The organism is Halioglobus sp. HI00S01 (assembly GCF_001635445.1).
In the GTDB taxonomy this organism is placed as follows: Bacteria; Pseudomonadota; Gammaproteobacteria; order Pseudomonadales; family Halieaceae; genus Halioglobus; species Halioglobus japonicus.
On sequence record NZ_LWEE01000062.1, the window covers coordinates 78802 to 101585 of the forward strand.

A 22784-nucleotide genomic window follows, 5' to 3' on the forward strand; every position below is an offset into this window, starting at 1 on the left:
CGGCCTGATCGCTGATTTTCCCCGCCAGCGGCGGGTTTGGCACCGAGCAAGCTATCGCTTCTCGGTGTCTTGTGTTGGGAGAATCGCTGGCCGATCTTTCCCTCACTTGGGCGAGTCTTAGCTACTTCGGTACTTTCTAGGTGTCACTCACAAGGCATCGAAGGAGCCGAAAATGGGCGCAAAAGGTATGTCGCTGGTCGCAGCGATTCAGGTTATGGCACATGACCGCAACCACCGCATTGAAGAATTCATTGCTGAGCTCGCGCTTCAGCGCATGACTTCTGGCCGCTATGTCCGGCTGGCTACCAAATCCCTCGCCCAGGTTGATGCCGCTTTGCCTGACGAAAGCGCGCGGGCCATTTTGGCGCGTCACCAGTCCGAGATGGACGTGATTGATGCCATGCTCCGGCCGCTCATGGTGAAAGATGAGGCGATGGTTCACCGGATTATCGCGGAAGTAGAGCAAGCAGAGACTGAGCGGCTGGCTGCGCGCCAAATCACCCCCACGATGGCGCTCGCCGGTTAACGATCACCGACTCTGGGGGTGTGGCCCCCATACCTCAATAGCAGGATTAACCCATGGATTTGCTCAAAGACTTTGACAACCCAGTGCTGACCACCGGCACTGTTGAACCCCTGATTCACCTTTTGGGCCGGGCGCTGGAGCACCTGCCCGAGGACCTGCGCACCGAGGCGCAGAGCGCCATCAATAGCGTGGTTGAAGACGCCAAAGAGCAGTCTGCGATGCGCGATGTTGTCGATATTATCGACGACCTCAAAGGCGAAGAAGGTGTCCTGGAGTTCGACGATAACGCTGTCGTATCGGTTTCTGAGAACGAAGATGGAATTGGCATCGGCGGCTTCTACGTGCAGAGCTGGTCTTATATCAGCATCAGCGACCTTCTTGCAGGTGCCCGTGCTCGCTACAGCGCTGAGGCAGAAGGGGTGCCCCTCAGTGATGGGGCGGTTCCCGGGCTTTCTCAATCCCAGTCACTACGCAATCAAGGGAGTACTTTACACCCATAGGGAACTGACCCCAGGAGGGGAGCCGCCATGACCCAGGCACAGATCGAAGATCGTGAGTTTAACCAGTGCATGCACGAGCAGTACAAGCGTGAATTCATACGCCAGTGGTTAAAGGACAACCCCGAGGTCGTGGAACTCAACGGCGGTAGGTACTACCGAATCATCAATGGCGAGATTGTGTATTGCAAGCCAGGCCACTAACCGAGGGACTGACGCCATGAAAAAGCGAACCTATGCCGACTACATCCGCATCATGGACCGGGTCTCACGCCGCGCTGGAGTCCGTGTTATGGACGTTCGCCCCGAAGACGGAATATGAGCGCGCGTCGCAGGCTGTGGGGGTGTTAATCGGCGTTTGCGCCGGCCTTTCCTCACTTTACGCAGCGGGTGACGCACACGCTATGGTTAGCGTGTACCGACAGACAGCACAATGGAGAATATGCGATGGCATCCACGCGGAACGAAATATACACAAGCGTCACTGAGCGTATACTTGAAAATCTCGACGGCGCTGAGGCATGGAGCAAGCCGTGGAAATCATTGTCGGGCCAGCTGCCGCACAATGCCCTTACTGGGCGCAGTTATTCCGGTATCAACCTCCTAATCCTCACGCTTCTGGGAGGCGCCTATGACTCGCCTCAGTGGTTGACCTACAACCAGGCGCGCGGCCTTGGAGGAAATGTTCGAAAAGGTGAGTCGGGCACCCGTGTTGTCCTTTGGAAATCGCACTCGCGGCAAGTGAGCGATCAAGATGATGAGGTCATCGCGTACCCGGTCCTGAAGTGTTTCACCGTGTTTAACGTTTCTCAGTGTGATGGCATTGATGGCGCAAAACTCGCAGCCTGGGAGCCGCCCAAGCGGCCTGAACGAGGCGTGATTGAGTTGGCCGAACGCCTAAATGCAAAGGTGATCTACACAGGCAACGAGGCGGTTTTTATCCCCAGTCTTGATCAGATACGCATGCCTTCGATGGATGCATTTAATACCGTGGCGGACCACGAGGCGACATTGCTGCACGAGTTGGTGCACTGGACTGGCGCTGGCTCGCGCTTAGACCGCATCGCACATCATTCTTTGGCTGAAGAAGAGCTGGTCGCAGAAATTGGTGCTGCGATGGCCGGGGCGATCCTCGGAATACAGTATGAGGGGTTGCAGCACGAGGAGTATATCGCTGAATGGCTTCCAGCCTTGGCTAATAATCATCAGCTGATCTTCAAGGCGGCTAGGCTCGCCCAGAAAGCGGTGGATATGATCATCCCAGAGTCAGCGGCTGCGCACCCGCGCCCCGGCCCCGAGAGTATGGGGCACGACGGCGGTACGCTGACCCTGAATGACGGTAGGGCAGCTGCGTAACCGGTACTTTAACCCTGTAGGCGAGAACAACAAGGAGATTCATCATGGCAGTGATGATTGATTACGACCCGGTGGAAAGTGCATACATTGCAACGGTGATGATCGACAAGATCGTTTGATTATCAAAACACGAGAATGGCGAAACGACGTTTATACATATGATGGACGGGACAACACTCGAGAGCAATGACAGTATCAATACGCTGCAGGCCCGCATTGAGAGTGCTGCAAGAGAGCAGCGTGACATTTAGGCACACAACACACTAATGAGTGTATTTAACTATGGCTAAGCGAGACTATTATCTCCTAATTCTCCACGGTGATGTGGAGCCGGAACTTCGGGGGCCCTTCGAGAGCGCCGAGACGCGGGACAATGCCGCGCGCAATCATCGCCAGGCCGACGATGGCGACCTGTGTGACGGACTTTTCCCAGTAGATGTTGATGCAGGGACCTCTATCAACGTCGATACCTACACCGGTTTACAACTGGGCTAGCCAGCACGACACACCACATGACCGCCCGTGGCGGTCGCCACCCCCACACCGCCGCTATTCCGGCGCCTGGGGGTTAATGTTGACGACAAGCGGCTGAGGCCCGCTATCGCGGCCTCTCGCCAAGTGGTTAATGGGGGATGAGTCTCTATGTTTCCGGTCGGCCAGCCCATATCAATCAGACCTGTACCTTGTCCCCATAACCACAGGAGGCGCAGGCCATGGGTCAGAACACCGGAGAGCGCGGCATTCTTACGTTCCAACACGTTGGATTTAACAAGGTTCGCAAGGCAATCGTCGAGGGCCTGAATAAGATCACTGATGCGGCCTTCGAGCGCGCGACCAAACTGGCTGAGCAGGCCAAGAAAATCCCCGCGAAAGATCGTCGGGAATGGTTCGAAGACCAGTATTCCTACGAAGACCGTGAGGAAATGAAGAAGGCCAAGCAGGAGGTCTTTCGCGGAAAGAACCCAAACAGCCCCTGCAAGCCTCGCCGTACCACCTACAAGCGTATCGGTAACACCGGCACTATTGGTGGTGGTCACAATGCATGTCAGAGCTACTTCTCGTTCGTCATGGACGCCGAGACGCTCACCCTGCGGTGGAGAATCGGCTACGGCAAGAACGCCGTGGATAGCGCCTATGACGCCAAAATCGCGCCAATGGTTATTGAAGTGCTCAATAAGTACGACTGGAAACGCGCCGAAGGTGGTGTGTTTTACAGCCGCTCTGAATACGACATGGATTCGTGTGATGAGAACGGTTACCAGTACGAGGACCGCATTTCCAAATCCTTTGGCTATATCGGCTGGTGTGAAGAACGCCGCCCGATGTACAGCGAAAAAGAAGCCAAGAAGCATCTTACCTTCAAGAAGTACAAGGAAGAGGTCGAGCGCCAGAAGCGCCAGCGCAACTCCTATGGCTATGGGGGTGGCTACAACCCCTACGCTGGCTACAACACGCGGGGGGCTCGGCGCTATTAAGCGCCAGACCCTGAGTTTCCGCTGAGGATGTCACCCCCACCGGAAACGGTATGTTGAACACATCACACAAACACAGTGCAGGAGGGAAATACCCATGCTCTATTACTTTTGTCCAATGACTCGCCAGTGGTTTTACCTGTGCGATCCGCGCAACCCGTACTACGGCCAGAGCATCGACGCCTTGGCACTGGCAAACCTCATGCACAACAGGGGCCTCGGTCACCCTTGCACGGCTTAACGCCGCTGCGGTGACCACGCCTTACGTCGAACCCAACAAGGACTCAAACAATGACAAGTAACACTGATACCGCGCTGGTAATAGCCAGCGAACTGATGGTCAAAGGCGATGTGAGCTACTTCGATCCTGATCTGCGCGAGGCGATCGATCAGGCCGCCACCGCCTATGACGCTGGCTATGATGCCCTGTCTCAGGAAGAGCAGGACGCCAACGAGGCCTGTTTCGATAACGATATCGTGCCGGTGCTTATGGAGCACTTCCCCGTAGGGTCGGAGATGGACGACACCATGATCACCACTGTCGTGCGCCAGATGGTCTTGGGCGAGACGGTCGATACCTCGCTCATGGCACTGCGTAAGACTTGGGAGAAGGGCTGTGAAACCGTCTGTGAGCTCGGTGACAAGGACACCTGCTTTATCGTGATCGTCCGTGCAGAGGATGACTGGGAGCACAAGGTGCTCCGCTACTTCTGCATCAACGGCGAGTGGGCCGTTTCGCAGGACGCAAAGGGTTGCACTGCTGACAATGTGCTCGCTGACATACCCCGCTATCTGAACAATCTGACTGCCATTTAACCCAGTACAACCCTCACGGGCCTTCGGGCCCTTTTTCCGTCCTGGCCACCGGCTACCGCCGGCGTCGAGAAACCCCTGTTTAGATGCGAGGCTATGGTGCGCTTTATCCCCTCGGAACCACGTGACTCCAGCGCGTGGGGGTGCTGGTCAAAATGGTATTGGCGGCGCTGTCGAACGTTTCCTTCCGCCAAGCGGCAGCATTCGGTGCTGCTACCTTGGGGCTCTAAATCCAATCACCTGTGAGTATGACGATGCAGACTTTGACCGAATTCGAACACAAACCACTGTCCGCGAAACTGGCCGGCGCACTGGATACGCTTAATGCGGTGACCAAGGTGCTCAAGATCCAGAACGTGGGCAAGGCCAGCGATAAGCGTAAGCTCGTTATCTCAACCAACTGGCTTAACTTGTTCGGTTTTGCTCCGGGCAGCCCTGTTGAAGAGTCCGTAATTGGTCAGCAGCAGGGCATGACCGTCTCACTCGCCAAGAGCGACGAAGGCAAGCGTGTCTACTCACGCGGCTACGCCAACCGTGAGCGCGAAACCCTTATGGATATCCGCCACCAGAGCAAGCTCAAGGATGCCTTCGGCAGCGCCAGATGCGTCCACATCACCTTCCGCCAAGGCGAACTGACCATTGTCCCAATTGATCCTCTGTCCTCGCGTGCGAGCGCAGAGGGCGTCAATGTGGCGATTACCGATGCGAATGGCCTATATGGCGCGATCTTCGATGTGGTGGCACTGGTGAAGGAACACGCGTTCAGCACTGTGACCGTCGACGCCGAAGGGGACTTCGATAACTCGCAGGAAGCGGTGCTTCTCGCGATGCAGCTGCGTCGTCTGGGTTATGCGCTATCCAAGGACGATCAGGGCCGCATGAAAGCCTCTCTGAGCGAGGAACCGGTGCCGATGCGTGATGTCGACCTGCGAGTCACTACGCCCCACAACGGGGAAGGCGTGGCCTTTAACGCACAGTCGCCGTTGAGCACCTTTGCCGCCTGTACGTCGGGGGTGGATATTACCGGCCTCGAGCAGGATGGCTTCGCGGTATCGTCCATTCTGGAGTGGCGCCCACCCGAGAGCCGCGACTTCAAGAAAGACCGTGAGACCGGCGAGGTGATTGCCCACAACGACAAAACCGAATCTGGTGCGATTTGCGCGGCACTGAATGCCGCTGGCGCTTCCGCCGTGTTCAACGAAGATATTTACCAGTTCAGCGCCGAGCGCGTGAAGGCACTGCTGGCCAACGAGACGCACTTCTCGATCAGCTTGCAGTGTGATTGCTTTTCAAGCCTTAAAAATAAAAAGGATAGGCAGAAAGCCATCGACAGCCTCGACAGCACCCGGGACATGATCTTCCCGGCACTGGAGATCGTCGAGCAGACTCGGATTCCTTCGCTGTGCGTGGAGAACGTGGCCTCGTTTGCCCAGTCCGTCGAGCATGACCTGTTCGTGGCGCGCTTGGAGCAGCTTGGCTACCAAGTCTATAGCGCGGTACTGAACGCTGGTGACTTTGATGGCTACACGAAGCGCAACCGCTGCTTCGTCTTTGCGACCTTGCTGGATACTCCTTTTGCGTTCCCAGAGCCGGTGGCGCGTACCACGCACCTGTGGAACGACATTATTGCGCCGAACCTAGAACAGCTGCGTGACGTCACGCACTGCAAGAGCGTTCACAAAGGCGTGGAGACTGGGCGCATCCGCCTGATCCGAGAAGGCGATGCAACCGGCCCAACGCTCACCAAGAACCAGCCAAGACAGACGAAAGACAGTGTGTATTGCCAGATTGGTGACCGCTACTATCTGCCGAGCGTCCCCATGATGATGCAAATGATGGCCATGCCCTCGACGTTCGATTTAAGCGCAGTCAATCAGGAACTTGCCTCCGAGATCATCGGCCAGTCCGTGTGCCTGAAGCTCCACAGCGCGCTCTACGGCGCAATTAAGAAACACCTGACGGATTACGCGCAGGGCGTCAGGGGTTTTGTTAAAGAGGTCGTCACGGCGCCGCTGAAGGCCGCTAACGACATGATCAAACCCATGGAAGAGCAGATGGCGCTGTTTTAAACCGTGCTCTCTCAGGAAGGCATCAGATCGTTGCCTTTTTCGCCTGGCGCCGCGCTACCGCGCGCGCACGGTTAAGTTCATGGGAGCAGACCTGATCTGCCCGACTAGGGCATCGCTTGCGGGTTACTCGCTCTTGTTGGGGGTGATTCATTTTCCGGCGCGGCGGTAGTCGTCGGGATTTACCGTATTGTTGTCCATATCAGCGAGGAGAACAGCCGTGTCAGATTTTAATGTTGTAGCATTTCCCTTCAGCGCCACCCAGGAAGGACGTAAAGCGTTAGACGCAGCCTCAACCATGGTCACTGACGCACTGTCTGCGCCAGTTCAGACAAGGCGAGCAACTGCGGCGGCAGAAATGGTGGTTGGCTATGCTGACTGGGTTATCCAGCGATCTGGAGATGGTAAGTCGGGGTTGCGCCTCGTGCCGGCCGAATTATTTCTGAAAGCAGCTTCTTTTCAGGCATTTTCTTCGTCCTTTGTGTCTGACAACACCCTGCGCACGGTTTTTGACGGCGATTGGTACTACGACATACACATCGATCTTGAATTGTCGGAAAGCATGAGGGCGAACATCGTTCGCTGTCTTGACGCTGAACAGGCGCTGAATCAACAGCAGTTTGACCGAGAGGTTGACGCCTTGGCAAATAGCCTTCGGGATCGCCTGCCTTTACCTTCGTTAGATTAATCAGTAATGCCCACGAGGTTCTAAAGTATGAGCACGAATAACAACATGGCCATCGCCGCATCACTGCCGAGCATACATTTCGCTGTGGACAGCGTGGTGCTGAATTACGTTCGCAGTGACCCTTCGGTAAAGACCAGCGCCCCACATTTTCATGTGTGGATCCGCGGTAAGGGGCGCGGGAAGGAGTGCTTCATAGACTGCGGTGGCGACAAGGCCCTGGCAATCGAAATTGCCGAGAAAGCGGTTGCAAAATTCAGCCTCAGATCCTTTATTGACTGGACCCGAAATCTCACATGAGCAATTCGAAAAAGAAGCGCGCAGCCGCAGAGCTTCACAACGCTGAGTATTCAAAGAAAGCGTCTGTGAGAAAGGAGCCTCGCCCGCGATCAAGATCGGGGGTTAGTCCGCTCGCCGTATCACTCGCGCTAGCTGCTGCATACCAGCCACTGTAGCTGTGTCGTCGCGTTTCCTCTCGGGGATGTTCGCCTTGCTGTGGCTGGTATTATTGTCTCACAACACGAAAATAGAGGAGATTCACAATGCGTCAGAGACTTTTCAACTTAATGTTTTGCCACCTCGGTAATGGTATTTCAGTGGCCAATAAAGCGCGCGAGGTTGCTGGTGATTACGAAAAAGTCGCCCATATTAGCGCTCAGCGTGACGTGACATGGTATGCCGATGATGTGCCGGTGGATACTCGCCGGGAGGTTGATCGGTTCGCAGCAACGACTCACCCCCAGATCTCAACGACTCAGCAGCAGAAGGTCTTCTCGACGCCGCCCACTACCGGCTATGTGACGGTGGCCACAAGTATAACTGGCGACGAACAGATGTCGGAGTTCATGAATGCGTCTCTGTCTGTGCTGGATGATGGTACGGCACTGAGCATCGCCGTGCGCCCGCCCGAGGGGTTTTCTGCAGAAACCGATGCTGAACTTGTTGCGAAGATCAAGGCAGCGTTCCATGGTCTTTCAGCACAAGGCTGGGCAGTGGAAGTCCAGGCGGGGCCGAATTCGCGCGAAAACTGACCGTATTTACACTCCAGTGCCACTTTGGTGTATGGGTACACGCTTTTTTTTCGGGGGCTAGGTTACGCTGGATTTACCAGTGTTGATGAGGTTAACCATGTACTCACACCCTAAGCTCTACGCCCAGATGGCAGCGGCATTCAGGCCTCCCGAGCAGACCACGGCCGGGAGGCCTCTCTCGAGGGGTACACAAAGGCCAGAGAGCTGTGCAGCACAGCAAGCGCAGGGGCGACCAACACGAACGCCATCATTAGCGCTACCGCGCTAACCTTCCGCGCAAAACGCGCTCCAACCTACTATTCTACATTTAGGTGGGTTTCGTTATTTGATTGTATAGCGATTGTGTTCAAGGGGCCTCGTGCCCCTTTTTTATGGGCGCTTGCCGGGACTTTCCCATACACGTGACCGCTTTTGGATCTGAGGTACTTTAGCTACATCAACCCACAGCGGACAATTAGCATGTACAAGTTACACATCCTGACCCATCTCAACCCGCCGATCTTCGTCGACATCGCAGATTTTGCTGAGGCCAAGGCGGCCTGGAATCGAGATTTTCTCGATGCGGGCTTCGGTGCGTCAGCCATGGAAGGTGGTTGTGGTGCAATCTACAACAACGACGGTCACTGCATCGCCGTCCTGTCTTACGACGGCCGGATTTGGTCGCCTGAGGCGCACCCCGATGGTTACTTCACTCCTGACCATCAGGGCGTCGAGTACACCGTTGATACCGACCCTGCGTCTGTCGCCCGGCACATGCCATCAGCGACGTGGGCCAAGGCCTCACCCGGTGGCATTGTTGACGAGATCGATGTATTCGCCGCTGGCGACCCCAGTGTCGGCATCCAGTCATCGTCCACGACCCTGAAAGGCCTTGGTCTGGACCTTGATGGATACGACGAGAGCGAGCGCCGCGTGGTCCTCCATGAGAAGCGTGGGCAGGTAGCCGCTTTGTTTGACCACTGGGACGACTCCATTCAGGTCACCTTTGATTTTGAGCGCGAGTAATCGCGCTTTCCACCACCCTCGATTACTACAGGAGAGGCCACGAAGGCGGCCGGGCTGTCNCCTACGAATCAGCATTCCCGCCATGATGGCAATACACTAACTGCGGGGCCTTTTGTTGAATATGTCATATATGTTCCGGTCGAAGGTTTGTCTTAACAAGTCGCCTACTCGTAAGTGCCCAGCAACGGGGCGCTCTGAAATAATTAGCCGCGTGCATGCCATTCACTGCGCGCCAGAAGGGACCAAGAAATTTCGCTACCAGGAGCACGCGCCCAGAGTGATGATGGGGTCATCGACGTTCCCGGTCGACGCCAAAACGCTCGCTAAGGTAGTCTCTGCAGGGAAGAAAACGCCGATGGCGTACGTGCAATCACCAGAGATCCGAACCGCCATCGACGACACCGAACACCACGGCATCCTCGATCAATGGATATCACGTGGCGCCCAGTGGATCAGCTTTGATCCTTTTAAGACCGATAGCTTCGTCATCTGCCCCAACGCCGAGCCACACCTTCCGGCAGCGGATGAATGTGCGGGAGCAATCGCTATCGATGTTGCAGATGCTGTCTATCTTTTCGAAGATGGCTGCTTGGCGCTGAATCCCCGGCCGGCATAATGGTTCCGGTGTTAGTCAGAGTTTTCCCAAGTTCTACAATCTTTTTTCTTCTAGTGTATTTTTTGCATATCAACCGGAAGGAGAAGTAAAAATGCGATTAACGTCCTACTTGTCGGCCCCAGCAAACGATCCCTCTGAAATTGTCGTCATCCTAAGAGAGCCACATACACCGCCCGGTTGTAACAGCGACTATCTTGCGTGGGGCTTGTCGGTTCACGAGGTCTATTCGAGCAGCACCGACGAAGGTAGGTTCGACTCAATATCGTATTCGAATTTTGACCATATCGTCGCCCATGGCTGCTACTTCGATAGAAGTTGGACTGGTTGCAATGCGGAAGTAATCGTGAAGGATGTCCACAGCATGTCTGCTGGTCGAATGACTGCCATTGCCAAGACACTCACGGCCATTGCCAATGACATGGCCAAGTACGAGCTGTTACCCGCCAACATGGCCGAATTCGCGGAACGCGTGTTCAAGGTGCTGAGGATTAAGCGAGTTCTGGTCGGAGGTCGTTCAATCGATGAATTCATCTCAGCGAAAGATGCGCTGAAGCGAATCCGAAACATCGAATCCGAACTGTGAAGGCGGCCGGGCGGTCACCTACGAACCGGGGACCTATATAGTTGGGCGAGAGCTGCATGCGAGGGTCTTTCTCGCGTAGCGGACAGGCGCTGTCTTTTTGGTATTTTGGTTTCATCAGCCATTAACAGAGCGAGTAACAGACATGGGTTTTTTTAGTTTCCGGACCAGCGATACCAACCGCAGCATTCCGAACTGTCACTGCACGGAACGGGCTACATTCCCGGTTGCCATGCTGGATGATAAGGGGAATCGCTACGAGGAGCACGCGTACAACGGCTATGGCATCTTTGGTGGCGTCGACTACTACAGTTTGGTCGACATCATGAATGGCGGTTCAGGCGACCGTGAACGTGGGATTGATCTGTGCTTCGGTAATAACGGTGACCATGACCCAGCTTTAAAGCTTCCAAAGCTCGTCACGCTGAATTGCAAAACATCTTGGGCAGACCTTCCGAACTCTCCGTCTTGCGAAGCGCAGGGTTTTTTCTATTCCTGGCTCGAGGAGAGTGGGGTTGTGTACAAGTACAAAAAAAGCGCCGGCGGCGACGATATCGATTGGACCATCACGCAAGATGGCAATTGGGTTGCTGATGTCGAGACTGAAACCGTAGCGGCCCTTTCTGTTGCTGTGTTGACTGGCGTAGTTGTGATTCCGGACGGCGTCGAAGCTGAGATGGGCAAGTACTATGGCGAGGCCAACGGCGTTGATAAGCCGTATGCCTTTCACGGACGTGATGTCGATGATGGGGTAAAATATTTCGTTGAGTCCTTTCTGGTTCTGGATGGTGCAGAGGAAGAATATACTTATGAGCGCAAGGCTAATACCGCCTCTCGCGTTCTGGCCCAGAGCCTGGTCCTGCTCCTTTCAGGCGTCGTTCCTTACGACTACGATCTTCTTACTTTCAACGACGCCGTATAGGAGGTGAATGTGGATACAGCACGGCCCCACAATGTCCCCGGCCAGCTCAATACCTACACACTGGATATTGATTCTGTTGTCACCGGTTTTGGCAAGCACGCGCGTGTGGTTGACTTCCTCCCCGACAGTGACGGCCTGTACTGCCGCGTTGACCTTCGAGACGGTCTGCGAGAGCCGACCGAGCGAGAAATCCTCAAGGTGGCTCGTCTGAAGTCCGGTACCAAGGGTCGCTGGAAGCTCCGTAGCCGGGAGGAATGGACCTATGAGCCACGAATTGACTTCCACTTTGAGCAGGTCTGATTCGTATGGCAGGTGACCGTAAGACAGTGAACTGCCCGGTGAATGAGCAAACTGCGAATGGCGAGGTGGTGGGCCGCTGTTATTTCCACCTTCAGGATGGTTTTACCTGCCCGCGCCACGGCAATGTGGAGGCCGCTGTCGCCTACTTCGAGAAAACGGGCAAGTTGACCCTCGAGAGCAAGCTGCATAACGCAGAGAGAGCATAAAGGAATGCATATGGCACGAAAGAGCGTATTCACCGATCCCCAGAAGGTAGTTATGAAGTGGCTCGGTTACGGTTGGCGGTCTGATCCTCACGATACGTGTCACTGTGTTTCACAGCTCACGACACCGCGTGGCTGCTGATATCGATGATCAGGACGGTGGCGGTTACCTCGATTACGCCCGTCAGGCGTTCATAGACTGCGCGGTACCGGTGGCAGCGGAAGCATAGGGCCATTTTCCGGCCGCCTGGCCGTGCGGGCCGTGGTTGTTATGGTGAAGCTCCCTATACATAAGCACTCCCACCTCGGAGAAGATACATGAGCAAGATTGAATACAAGTACAGCAAAGGCGCCGGCGGCGAAGATATCGACTGGACTTTGACCCAGGATGGCCAGTGGGTTGGCTATTTTGAAACCGAAACATTGACCGTTCTTGCTATGGCCGTGGTGAGTGGCGTAGTGACTGTGCCTGGAGAACTTGATTGCTTCAGTGGACAGTACTATGGCGATCCGGACAGTGGCGACAAGCTGTATCACTATGAAGGTGACGATGACGGCGACTATATCATCAACTCCTACCTGTCCTGTGGTGATGAAGATCCCGAGGAAGAGTATAAGGGCTGCATGGCTGGCCGTAATCTGGCTCGCGCCTTGGTGCTCCTGCTGTCAGGCGTTGTTGACTACGATTACGCCCTGATCAAGCCGCTGTTTAATGACTTCGACGACAAGACAGAGGAAACGTTCGACATTACCCGCAACCTTGATCCCTGTGTTGAATATTCCTTCCAGGTGACGTCGTTTGGTCGGACGTTTCCCTGTACACCTCATGCCTTTAGCCAGAGTAATGCTGGTACGGACACCCTGATCAGCGTTGACGGTGGCATAGGGCCCAATTCACCGCGCATCTGGTCTGCTAGTAAGGGTTGGTATACTGACGCCTACGCGGATCTGGTGGCGAGCATTGTTCGGCTGATTGACCGTGGCGCTGATGTATCTCCGGCGTTCATTGATGACGCACTGAGTGATGAGCTATCAGTGTATGACGCCGTCGCTAGCTGGTTCGTGGGCACTGGTTTAGAGGTTGAAGTGTCCCAGGACTTGAGCGGTACTTCCGGTATGCTCGATATCGATATTACTGGAATTGGCAGCGTGCGGCGTGTGGTGTTGCGGACGGATATCCAGCGTGGGGACATCTTCAACATCTACTACGCGGATTCCTCTAAGGGTGGCGGTGAGTGGAAGACGGATGTCAAATCTGCATTGGAGGCGTATTTCGCCCAGTTGTAATTGAATGGGTGTCTGCGGGTTTCCCTGCCTGCTGTAAATGTACGGCATCTGGGTAATCTACAGACATCACCCATTACGGAGTCAGGCTATGATCGAATCAGTTGAGCAGTTTTTGGCCCGCAGCGTCTGTAGATTTGCCAGCCGGACTCTTTAGCCGGCCCGTCATATTTGGCGCTAGACGCCGGTGCTTCCGTATCCGTCCGCCCCGCGGGTAGTGTCCTCCAGGTCGGCTACCTCTTCAGCGTCCATATAACTGCAGCGCTCCACAATCAGCTGGGCGATACGATCGCCTTCGCCAATTTCGAATGGGTCAGCGGTGGTATTGTATAGGAGGACACCAATATCACCGATGTAGTCAATGTCGATCACGCCAGCCATTACGTCCAGGCCATGCTTGAGCGCCAAGCCGGAGCGGGGCGCTATCCGGCCATAATGGCCGTCTGGCAGCCTAACGGCAAAGCCGGTCTTAATGAGGCATCGCCCGCCCGGCGGTATTTCGGCGGCGTGTGCCGCCTGTAGATCGAACCCTGCCGCATGCTCAGAGCCTCTTTTCGGTATGGGCCTTTCATGGCCACCCAGTCGCTTGAACTTAACCATCAATCGGCCTCCCATAATAACGTCCGCTGATCGCGTTGATATCTTCACCACCAAAACACATCCGCCCCGTAAATTCGAAAAGCGCGTTCATCTCCGATAGCGTCTCAGGCGTTGCGTAATGGCTGTACGCCGGGTCGAACACTGTCGTGTAGCTCGGCAGGGCCTCTAGGAAATTTTTAATCTGCTCCACTTCGGCAGACCCCAGGCCGGCGCTATCCTACCGACATAAGGGTTTAAATCAACCAGAAACGTGCGGTTTTACAGCTTTATAGAGCTGATTTTCCGTATTGGGGGTGCTCCGGGCTTTCCCAATGAGGTTCGCCTGCGGAGATCGTTTGGTACTTTTGTTTTTCGAGAGGGAGGGTGGGGCCAATGCAGTAGTCATTAAAGGGGAGCCGAGGCTTAAAAGCCCTAACTGAGGCGAGGCTGGAATCTCGCCAGAGCGACCCACGACACGTTTTTAACTTACAACGAGCATCTGCTCGCGATGTTAACACCGCCCAAGGAGGCGCGATATGGACAAGAAGACCGTTATCAAGCTAGTTGAAGCGGTACGGGCGCTGGATGCGTTTCTGGTTGGTACCAACGAAGGAGACCGACATTGAACATCTCGTTGGCCAATCAAAGTTACATCTTCGTAAATCACGACTCTGGTGAAATGTATGTGGTGGCCGGTTGCCTTGAAAAAGGCAGTACGGTCCTTGACCACTACACGTCGCATCGCTCAGTGATCGATGACCTCGCCAGGACCCATCACATCAACGACACCGGGGATTGGCCAGATGACGTATTCATGTCGATAGAGGAGGAGGGGCAACGCTGCCCTCCGCACCTCCGGACCGGTCATATTGTGGTTATTGAGAATCCGGTTCTGAGGTGCTGGCACGAGAAAGGTTGGGCAGCCAATGATGCCGTCTACTATGTCTCAGGCACATTGCGGGCGTTTCACCCCATATTTTGGGGCGAGATTGTCGCTGAGAAAGGTCTGCATCAAGAGGTGATCAGCCTTGCCGCCAGCTAGTTTCCCGTCGCCGGGAGCAGCCAGATCAGACGCGTACTGTGTTTCCATAGCCAATCAACAGCGGAAGTAGTGAATTACCTATGAATCTTCGTGAAGTCATCAACATGATTGACCCGGCGACGGCCAGCAACGACTGGGTGGATCTGGAAGAAATCGCCTCTGAGCTCGGCCTCTATGGTGGCCGCTTCTGTGTAGAATCCAGCCGGATTTCCGAGGCTTGGGTCTCCAAATCCCTGTGCACTGACACCTGGGTGGGCATGAAGGCTTTTTACCTTGATGGTGAGTTTGCCCTGCTGAGCTATCAGAGTGCACGAAAAAGCTCTGTGGGGTACCACTGGGCCTCACCAGAGACGAAGGCCAAGGTCTTTGCCTACCTCGTGTCGCTCACGGCAGCGGCAGACGAGGATACCACTAGCTATATCGACTTCGAGGCCGATATGGGAGAAGGGTACAAGCTCTCATATGGCTTCGAGCTGCTGACAGATACCGTGATCCTTGAGTCGACAGGGCAAAGGGTGGCTGTGGTGCGTCGCCCGCGCATCAATGCTCCGTCGTCGGAGTGGAGTGATATTGATGTGAAAATGCCTGATGGGCAGGTCGCCACTGTGTCCCTGCCTGATGACTGTTTGGTGCCGTATGGCGAATAAGCACCGAGACTGGGTTTGGTGATAACGACCGGTAGCATGGTCTCCTTATGCTGGGTGACACTCTGGTGCCAGTTTCCGCGTCCGCTGCCCGGTTTGGCGAGCTTGTTACATTAATTGAAAGCGACTTACACAGGATTCACACATGTCCAGCCACTTTTACGACAAGATCAGTTCTGATCAGCTGACCGCTGATGAGAAGCAGGCACTGGAAGATATTCAGTATGAAATCGACCGCCATGATCTTGAGTACGCGGATAATTTCCGGTGGTACCAGGAGGGTGATGAAGAAGGCGAGATCGCCTATAACGAAGCGGCTGAATCCGGCTGCTGCGGGAGTTTTAACACCACGACTATGATCAATGGCCAGAAGTGGTTCATTGGCTGTAACTACGGGCACTAGGAGCCAACATGAAAAAGGAAACTGTACTCTCTCTGGTTCGAGCCGTGCGCCGCATGGATGCCGACCTTGTCGAATCCGGTGAGACCAATCACGGTATGGTGTGCCTGCTGATCGATATGACCAATGGCATGCACTTTGCGGCCATGGAATATCTTGGTATCGCCGAGGAGGACGCTGAGACTAAGTACGATGAAGATCGTTATTTGCTGAAGGCTACCACCCCCGAGGCCTGTGACTGGGTGACTGAGCGCATTGGGGGTGAGGAACCCTCCGGCGAGGTCATGTACTTTGCAGAAATTCCTGACATCTTTGGTTACGGCATCAATCTGATTGATACGGACGAGGATTCTGCCCGCCGTCGCCTGAAAAAGGCCTACTTCGCGTGGCGCGATAACAGCACCCTTGATATGACATTTGAGCGTGCCGTTGAGCACTTCGGCGGCGGGGTGCGCGAGATTCAGGTCGGCAAGTCTTATTACGACGGATTTAAGGCGTAGGTCATGAGCGAGAAGAAGCGCTTTCGAGTCAGGTATACGGATAACAAGACTGGGACTGAGGTCTGTGAATGGGAGGGTTAAGCAGAAGATTCACTTGATGCCTTTGAGCAGGCTTTCAATGACGATTACTACTATGGCCAGACACTGGAAATTGAGGAAATAGACCCGGAATAAGACACAAATACGAACTTAATGGGGAAGGTGTGCTTGGGCGATGCTTTCCCCGGCGTCGATATCGCTATTGAGCACATTGACCGCGATGAAGCACTTGCACTGCGCAAGATCGCCTGACCGTTAAATTCCCAGCCACGTGCGGGTACGCTGAGATACCGTACATTGAGCACATCAACAACGAATTCAGCGGAATATAGAGTTATGAGTGCCATCGTAGAGAATCAGGAAGTGAACATCGGCGACGAGGTCTTTTTCAAGGCTGACGTTGAGCAAACGGCCCGGATCATTGAGATCGAAGGGGAGGGTGTTGACGCTGATATCACCGTAGAGGCGCCCGAGGATGGCTTCTGTGGTAACTACATTGGCCGTCGTGACACCTACACACTATCAGCGCGCAATTGCAGCCTCGCTTAATACCAGAGAGAGTTATATGAGCACTCAAGCCCCCGAAAACCCCACCTTCACCGCCAGCGCCACCCGCTACGTGGTGGTCGACTCAGAGGCCGCCGGCAACATCTTTTCAGGCATCCTGGCTTCCCTGCCGTCGGTGCTGGCACAGCACCACAACGCTGAGGTAGAGCGCGAGGTCTTCCTGAGCCTGATCGTCGATGGTGGTCGGGCCTATACCCGCTCTGACACCATGATGGTTGCTGAGAATATCGGCGAGTGGGTACCCAATGTGATGCCTTTCTGGCACCTCATGGGTTATATGGGCGATGTGACCCATTTCGATATGCACCAGCTGATGGAGTTATTCCTCGGGGATATCTCTAAGGTGGGCCCCTTCGAGGCCGAGCGCCCAAACGGCGCCTCAGAGGTCCAGATTCTGGTCGAGATCGCCTGATTTCCCGGGGGTGGGCGTCACCCCCTCAACCCGATACGTTAACCCCATCAAACACGGATAGGACATAGATCGCCCATGAACACTGAACAGATCATCCATGCGCTGCGCGTTCGTGACGCCATGCAGCTGAGCCCAGCCAACAAAGCAACCCTGGAAGAGGAGTTTCGCAACGATGTGATCGTGAATATCCTCGATTCTGAAGCCCAGGCTGACATGATTGAAGGCCTTGAGGGCGATCTGCCGGAGTGGGTCGCTACCCTTACACATGAGTCACCAGTGCGGATTGTGTCTATTCGTGACTGTGAGAACCCGTGGACTGAGGACGGCGATTACTGCACCTATAAGGTGACTGCTGTTCTTGATGTCAACAATGGCGGAATTATCACCATCAATGCCATGGTGAACTATGCCGCAGGCGATGGTTATGAGGTCGATGAGCACACGATCACTTGTCCTGAAGGCTGCCTGCTTGAGTCCACGTTTGACTATGCACATGACTTCATTATTGGCCTGGCGCGCGACGAGGTGATGTATGACCCGGAGATCACACCTCTCAGCGAGGACCAGTTGAGGCGCATTCACAACATCATGGCCGAGCAGACGGCCGATAATGACGATGAATACGAACCGGAGGATGGCGAACAACTCTACGAGGTCGAGGGCGAGGAAGTTGTTCGTTACACGGTCTCTGTGTACGCCACTGACGCGGAGCAAGCCAAAGAAAATGCCAGCATGGCTTGGAGTGACTCCATCGACCCTGAATCCCAGTTCGAGTGCGATGTGTCCGGATTTATCCCGAAGCGTGCCAGCCTGGCCTGAATGACACCGGTGGGAGGGGAGGTGACTTCCCTCCCGGCGCCATCTTCCAGCTGAGTTGTACCTTTCCTCGTGGTTGTCATCGTCACTGGCCATCCAGGATAAGCACGACAACCTGAGCTGGGACATCGTTGATTATGAAGGATCAATGACCACAATCACTGTACTGCGATTTGCCAATGGCACCCCCATGCAGGTAGAGAGTAGTGCCTGAATTCGAGTGCGGACTAAATTTTCCTATAGAGCAGCAAGTCATGCCCACTGACGTATGTTGAAGTTCATAGGCGGCGCTTAGCCTCTATTTTTCTTTCCACATAACTAGGTATACGGTATGACGAAAAAAAACACTCCCAGAGAGGATTCAATCTATCATTTCAGTCCTCGAAAAGAACTGTTCCGACGACTCAGGATCGAGCCCGGACGCTATAGCAGCTGATTTCAAAGACGCTATTATTGATCGATTCGTGCACGGAGCTGATCGGGACTCAGTTCTCGACGCCGCCGGTGATGATGCGCCTGACTGGTTTGTCGGCCTTACCAAGGATTCTGAATGCGTGTTGGTTGAGACAAGTGGTTTCTTCAACAGGGATACCTGCAACGAGGATGGCGATCAGTGCTATTCCTTCGCATTGACGTTGCTTATCAATGGCGCTGAGGTCGACTTTTGCAGCTCGCAGCGCTACGACCCTGACTATGAAGAGTGGTCGTTTGACGACGAAGACGAGGCAGCATATTCATGTGATGCCTTCGTCGAAGAGTTTATTGTTCCAAACATAAAGGACGACCTCGTTGAATACTTTCGGGACAATTGCAACCTGCCCAACCTAGATACAAGAGTGCCCGCGATAACCGCAGCCCAGGTATTGAAAATTGAAAAGGTGCTTGGCCTCTAGTATCTGAAGCTCTCTGCGACGATTCTTCCGATGCAATAGGTCCTGTGCCGACTAGCCTCTTCAGGATTTGAAGGGGCTGGTTGGCGCCTCGAACAATCCTTTTTGCCATGGATGCGTGATTTCCGCCTTCTTCAACAATCATCTCCCCTGGGGCTGAGGTCTGTGAATGGGGGGGTGAAGCAGAAGATTCACCCGATGCCGTCAACCAGGTTTTCTTTGCCGACGTGCTGGTGCTTTCCTGCGCCGCTGCGGACATTTGCGTCCACGATATGTTTCTTCTCAACGGAAACAAAAACACTCGCAGGACAGAGCAATGACAGTTCAGGCACACACCAACATCGAAGACAAAGCCGAGAAGGTGATCGATCGCATCAAGGGTTTGATCTTGAAAGGTCATCCGCTGGCCGTGGCCTGCTCCTTTGGTAAGGACAGCTCCGTGGTCCTGGTTCTGGCACTGGAAGCGGTCAAGCGCCTGAAGGCCGAAGGTCAGCACATCCCCACCGTGTACGTTACCCACAGCAACACCGGTATCGAAACTCCGAGCATGGACTACTACACCCAAGTCCAGATCGAGACACTGCGTGAGTACATCGAGCAGCAGGAGCTACCCGTGGAAGTGGTGGAGGTAGAGCCGCTGCTGTCATCAACGTTCATGTACACCGTGATCGGTAAGGGCAAGCTGCCCCGCTTCGTGAACTCAGGTAGCCGTGATTGCTCGGTTGATTGGAAGGTCCTGCCACAACAGCGCGCCCTGAAGCGCATCGTTGCTGAGACCGAAGGCCAGTACAAAGAGGAGCTTGTGAGCCTCGTGGGTACGCGGTTCGATGAGTCTGCCGATCGTGCCAGGCGCATGGCTGAGCGCGGTGATGCCGCCGACTCTCTGACACGTGATGGGCAGGGCGTACTGAGCTGCGCCTGTATTGCCGACTGGGCGATGACTGACGTGTGGGCCCTGCTGATGGCCTGTGACTCCAAGCGCTCCGCTGGCGGCCTGTTTGAGACGTTCGTTGATAGCTTCGACTGGACCCTGCAGCTGTACAAGGACGCGAACGAAGGCGTCTGCGCCATCATCACCGGTGACGGTGGTAACAAGGCAGCGTGTGGTGCCCGTTTTGGCTGCGCGTTTTGCACCCCCGCAGGTGCGTCTGACAAGAGCCTGAGCGCCATGATCGAGTCCGATCCTCAGTACGAATACCTGCGCCCTGTGAACGCCTTCAGGGACTACCTGATCGCCACGCAGTGGGACATGTCCAAGCGTAATTGGGTCGGCCGTAGGGTCTCCAAGGCAGGCTACGCCCAGATCGGACCCGACGGCTACTCGCCCGCGTTCCGCCGTGAGCTGCTGTCGTACCTGATCACGATGGATCTGGATGAGCAGGACCGTGCCGAAGAGCACACCGCCAAGCTGATCGCCGGTGAGATCGAGCGCACCCCTGCAAACGAACGCCTGTGTGACCCGCAGTTCGAGTACGTGACGCCTGTCATGCTGGCCGCGATCGACTTCGCGTGGTCGCTGGAGAACGCCTTCCAAGACGCCTTCGTGGCCTATGGCTTGTATGCGGATATCAAGCGCGGTCGCCGCCACTACCCCAGCGCTGATTACGTGGCCGCTGAGCGCCCGCAGCCGCTGCCGGCCAAGCGATTCTACAAGGTCGACGCTTTCACCAACGGGATCGACACTGACGGCCTGCGTGACCCGTGGCTGGAAGTGGCGGCCAAGGGCTTCCGCGATGACGGGATCACCTACATGAGCGTGAATGCGCCCGATCTGGATCGTCGCCGCAACGTGGTGCCCTTCATTGAGGCACAGGCGATGGAAGTCGACGCTACCGAGGCACTGCTGTTCCTCGACTGGTACCTCGATCCTGAAATCCAGGTCGCGACTGCACAGCACTCAGCACGGGCCGGCGCATGCTTCATGCTGGAGCGTGGAGTGATCCGCGTCGGTCGCGGCAAGATGTACGAGATGGACTACGCAGCACGCCGTGGCCAGTACTGGGAGCAGATGGTCTACGACCGCAACTGCATGAACCGGATCGAACTGGCCCAGCAGCTGATCAATGGGGGTGAGACCATCTCCGAGGCTGAGCACAAGGCGCTGCTCCAGATCGCCGACAAGCCCGAGGAAGGCCCCAACATGGACCTGTTCGGCGGGATCAACGAGCCGATCATCATCGCCACTGACGCGGCCTGAGGGCCGCGCTAAGCGCGTAATACGCGCCTGTGGCGCAACCGGCACGGCGCTATCGCTATGTGCCTGGGGCTATGGGTGGGTTGAGGTCCCGAAATTCCGCCGTAGCAACTTGTGCTCGGGCGCCGCCCAGTTAGCCCTTGAGCAATACCCAGCAGCAACGGTCCTCAAGGTCATCACCTACGTGATTCGTGATGGCGCTTGGGTCGACGCTGCAGCATTGCCTTTGGCACACGGCGGCGAGTAGGTTGGCCCACCTACGGCTCGCCCATATCCTATTGGCATCCTCCTCCTTCTTTCCATTGATAAATCGCAGCTCGGTCACTGTGGTACTGTAATTGTGCCTGTGATGATCCTCGTACTGAAAACGTGCAGGATACGGGCTGGCTTTGGCGGCCAACGGTCACGACGTCTCAGGACGGGTAAACGCCAGATACTCTTCAAGCAAGTTTTGACCACATCCCTTTTTATTGGGCTGCGGTGGAACCGTGACACACCTGTTAGGCCCATGAATAGAGGATAGATCATGTCTAATCACACTCAACCTTTCTCCAGCGTTGTAGGTTTCACTGGATTCATACACAGCCTGGCTATGACCCTTAAGCACCGTAATATCGACCTACGATCAGTCAAGCATGGCAAGGCTCTTCATATTGCATCTGAGGCTTGCGGCTACGATAGCTACCACCAGATGCGTATCGACCTTCTGAAGTTGGAGTTTATCAACCGGATGGTCGAGGAATACGCTCAGGCTTCAGAGTTTGCATCGCATGCTTGGGGCTCTGTGGAGATTCCACGCGACCTGAACACGCTCACGGGGGCATACTTTGCTGACAACTACTGCCGTGACGCTGGTATTCCTCGTGTATCGAATGATACACACCGCGGACGCCTTAACACTAATCCGGATCAGGAGGGTATTGAGAAGTGTAACCGCCTCAATGTCAGCGCGCTTGAAGACCTTCTCAATAGCGGGAATGCATACGAAGCCGGGGATGACATTGACCCTGATGCCTACATTTATGGTACTGAAGTGGATGTCGTCCAGGTCAGCATGATTATTGGTAGTGCTACTTCGTTAAAACTGATGGTAGATGTCAGCACGCACGACGTTCTGTCAGGTACTTTGGTTTCACGTGGATTCGGATACGGCAGTGAGCTTCCGCTTACCGTTAAGCAGTTGGATGTTATTTGCGAGCCACTCTCCAACAGTATTCGCGAGGCCGTAGAAGATATAACCGACTGACCTGTCATCACTGCGGCCCTGTTCGCCGACGTGGCGTGAGATTTCTCGGGGGTGAGCACCACCCCCCCAGTTTCCTGTACTTTTACCTCAACAGCATCA

The 22784-nt window shown here is 55.1% G+C and carries 32 protein-coding genes; 30 read left to right on the forward strand and 2 right to left on the reverse strand.

Annotation, left to right across the window (positions count from 1 at the left end):
* The first annotated feature begins 172 nt into the window (after nt 1-172).
* From A3709_RS10795 to A3709_RS10875, 19 genes are all read left to right on the forward strand, one after another.
* Nucleotides 173-526: a hypothetical protein gene (locus A3709_RS10795; RefSeq protein ID WP_066054246.1), complete on the forward strand. Its 354-nt coding sequence runs from the start codon at nt 173-175 to the stop codon at nt 524-526.
* A 53-nt stretch (nt 527-579) separates the two neighbouring features.
* A complete protein-coding gene (locus A3709_RS10800) occupies nt 580-1026 on the forward strand; it encodes a hypothetical protein (protein WP_066054248.1) in 447 nt (148 codons plus the stop codon).
* Between the two features lie 27 nt (nt 1027-1053).
* Complete coding sequence (locus tag A3709_RS23200) at nt 1054-1227, forward strand: hypothetical protein (protein WP_156507679.1); 174 nt, start codon at nt 1054-1056, stop codon at nt 1225-1227.
* 243 nt (nt 1228-1470) lie between these two features.
* A complete protein-coding gene (locus A3709_RS10805; RefSeq protein ID WP_066054250.1) occupies nt 1471-2379 on the forward strand; it encodes an ArdC family protein in 909 nt (302 codons plus the stop codon).
* Nucleotides 2380-2661: 282 nt separating this feature from the next.
* Nucleotides 2662-2874, forward strand: a complete 213-nt coding sequence (locus A3709_RS10810) for a hypothetical protein (RefSeq protein WP_066054251.1) — start codon at nt 2662-2664, stop codon at nt 2872-2874.
* A gap of 218 nt (nt 2875-3092) precedes the next feature.
* Nucleotides 3093-3854 carry a hypothetical protein gene (locus tag A3709_RS10815; RefSeq protein WP_066054253.1) on the forward strand — a complete coding sequence of 254 codons (762 nt, stop codon included), beginning with the start codon at nt 3093-3095 and terminating at the stop codon, nt 3852-3854.
* 94 nt (nt 3855-3948) lie between these two features.
* The gene (locus tag A3709_RS23205) at nt 3949-4092 is read left to right on the forward strand and encodes a hypothetical protein (RefSeq protein WP_156507680.1); all 144 of its coding nucleotides are present in this window, start codon (nt 3949-3951) and stop codon (nt 4090-4092) included.
* A gap of 50 nt (nt 4093-4142) precedes the next feature.
* The gene (locus A3709_RS10820; RefSeq protein WP_066054255.1) at nt 4143-4667 is read left to right on the forward strand and encodes a hypothetical protein; all 525 of its coding nucleotides are present in this window, start codon (nt 4143-4145) and stop codon (nt 4665-4667) included.
* 251 nt (nt 4668-4918) lie between these two features.
* A complete protein-coding gene (locus A3709_RS10825) occupies nt 4919-6733 on the forward strand; it encodes a DNA cytosine methyltransferase (protein WP_066054257.1) in 1815 nt (604 codons plus the stop codon).
* A gap of 217 nt (nt 6734-6950) precedes the next feature.
* Nucleotides 6951-7418 (forward strand): hypothetical protein, encoded by a 468-nt coding sequence (locus A3709_RS10830; protein WP_066054259.1) that lies wholly within the window; start codon nt 6951-6953, stop codon nt 7416-7418.
* Between the two features lie 27 nt (nt 7419-7445).
* Nucleotides 7446-7715, forward strand: coding sequence for a hypothetical protein (locus tag A3709_RS10835; protein WP_156507681.1), 270 nt, complete (start codon nt 7446-7448; stop codon nt 7713-7715).
* A gap of 242 nt (nt 7716-7957) precedes the next feature.
* Complete coding sequence (locus A3709_RS10840) at nt 7958-8446, forward strand: hypothetical protein (protein WP_156507682.1); 489 nt, start codon at nt 7958-7960, stop codon at nt 8444-8446.
* Between the two features lie 459 nt (nt 8447-8905).
* On the forward strand, nt 8906-9451 hold the full coding sequence (locus tag A3709_RS10845) for a hypothetical protein (RefSeq protein ID WP_066054264.1): 546 nt from the start codon (nt 8906-8908) through the stop codon (nt 9449-9451).
* A 355-nt stretch (nt 9452-9806) separates the two neighbouring features.
* A complete protein-coding gene (locus tag A3709_RS10850) occupies nt 9807-10067 on the forward strand; it encodes a hypothetical protein (protein ID WP_156507683.1) in 261 nt (86 codons plus the stop codon).
* Nucleotides 10068-10428: 361 nt separating this feature from the next.
* Nucleotides 10429-10650, forward strand: coding sequence for a hypothetical protein (locus A3709_RS10855; RefSeq protein ID WP_156507684.1), 222 nt, complete (start codon nt 10429-10431; stop codon nt 10648-10650).
* Nucleotides 10651-10792: 142 nt separating this feature from the next.
* A complete protein-coding gene (locus tag A3709_RS10860; protein ID WP_066054271.1) occupies nt 10793-11569 on the forward strand; it encodes a hypothetical protein in 777 nt (258 codons plus the stop codon).
* 9 nt (nt 11570-11578) lie between these two features.
* Complete coding sequence (locus A3709_RS10865; protein WP_066054273.1) at nt 11579-11869, forward strand: hypothetical protein; 291 nt, start codon at nt 11579-11581, stop codon at nt 11867-11869.
* Nucleotides 11870-11874: 5 nt separating this feature from the next.
* Nucleotides 11875-12075, forward strand: a complete 201-nt coding sequence (locus tag A3709_RS10870) for a hypothetical protein (protein ID WP_066054275.1) — start codon at nt 11875-11877, stop codon at nt 12073-12075.
* A 315-nt stretch (nt 12076-12390) separates the two neighbouring features.
* The gene (locus tag A3709_RS10875) at nt 12391-13359 is read left to right on the forward strand and encodes a hypothetical protein (protein WP_066054277.1); all 969 of its coding nucleotides are present in this window, start codon (nt 12391-12393) and stop codon (nt 13357-13359) included.
* 174 nt (nt 13360-13533) lie between these two features.
* Here A3709_RS10875 and dut read toward each other — a convergent pair whose 3' ends face one another.
* Complete coding sequence (gene dut / locus A3709_RS10880; protein ID WP_197484155.1) at nt 13534-13956, reverse strand: dUTP diphosphatase; 423 nt, start codon at nt 13954-13956, stop codon at nt 13534-13536.
* Nucleotides 13949-14146: a hypothetical protein gene (locus A3709_RS23210; protein WP_156507685.1), complete on the reverse strand. Its 198-nt coding sequence runs from the start codon at nt 14144-14146 to the stop codon at nt 13949-13951. Before A3709_RS23210 ends, dut begins: the two co-directional genes overlap by 8 nt.
* Before the next feature lie 411 nt (nt 14147-14557).
* On the opposite strand from A3709_RS23210, the gene A3709_RS10885 reads away from it, so the two are divergent.
* From A3709_RS10885 to A3709_RS10930, 11 genes are all read left to right on the forward strand, one after another.
* Nucleotides 14558-14977, forward strand: coding sequence for a hypothetical protein (locus tag A3709_RS10885; protein ID WP_066054280.1), 420 nt, complete (start codon nt 14558-14560; stop codon nt 14975-14977).
* Nucleotides 14978-15057: 80 nt separating this feature from the next.
* Nucleotides 15058-15624, forward strand: a complete 567-nt coding sequence (locus A3709_RS10890) for a hypothetical protein (RefSeq protein ID WP_066054281.1) — start codon at nt 15058-15060, stop codon at nt 15622-15624.
* 142 nt (nt 15625-15766) lie between these two features.
* Nucleotides 15767-16024: a hypothetical protein gene (locus tag A3709_RS10895; protein ID WP_066054283.1), complete on the forward strand. Its 258-nt coding sequence runs from the start codon at nt 15767-15769 to the stop codon at nt 16022-16024.
* An 8-nt stretch (nt 16025-16032) separates the two neighbouring features.
* Nucleotides 16033-16521 carry a hypothetical protein gene (locus A3709_RS10900; protein WP_066054285.1) on the forward strand — a complete coding sequence of 163 codons (489 nt, stop codon included), beginning with the start codon at nt 16033-16035 and terminating at the stop codon, nt 16519-16521.
* 375 nt (nt 16522-16896) lie between these two features.
* Nucleotides 16897-17109 (forward strand): hypothetical protein, encoded by a 213-nt coding sequence (locus A3709_RS10905; protein ID WP_066054287.1) that lies wholly within the window; start codon nt 16897-16899, stop codon nt 17107-17109.
* 16 nt (nt 17110-17125) lie between these two features.
* A complete protein-coding gene (locus A3709_RS10910; RefSeq protein WP_066054289.1) occupies nt 17126-17539 on the forward strand; it encodes a hypothetical protein in 414 nt (137 codons plus the stop codon).
* 75 nt (nt 17540-17614) lie between these two features.
* Nucleotides 17615-18358, forward strand: coding sequence for a hypothetical protein (locus A3709_RS10915; protein ID WP_066054291.1), 744 nt, complete (start codon nt 17615-17617; stop codon nt 18356-18358).
* 55 nt (nt 18359-18413) lie between these two features.
* Nucleotides 18414-18569: a hypothetical protein gene (locus tag A3709_RS23215; RefSeq protein WP_156507686.1), complete on the forward strand. Its 156-nt coding sequence runs from the start codon at nt 18414-18416 to the stop codon at nt 18567-18569.
* A gap of 250 nt (nt 18570-18819) precedes the next feature.
* Nucleotides 18820-19248 carry a hypothetical protein gene (locus A3709_RS10920; RefSeq protein WP_066054293.1) on the forward strand — a complete coding sequence of 143 codons (429 nt, stop codon included), beginning with the start codon at nt 18820-18822 and terminating at the stop codon, nt 19246-19248.
* A 313-nt stretch (nt 19249-19561) separates the two neighbouring features.
* The gene (locus A3709_RS10925) at nt 19562-21442 is read left to right on the forward strand and encodes a phosphoadenosine phosphosulfate reductase family protein (RefSeq protein WP_066054295.1); all 1881 of its coding nucleotides are present in this window, start codon (nt 19562-19564) and stop codon (nt 21440-21442) included.
* A 523-nt stretch (nt 21443-21965) separates the two neighbouring features.
* A complete protein-coding gene (locus A3709_RS10930) occupies nt 21966-22685 on the forward strand; it encodes a hypothetical protein (RefSeq protein ID WP_156507687.1) in 720 nt (239 codons plus the stop codon).
* The last annotated feature ends 99 nt before the right edge of the window (nt 22686-22784 follow it).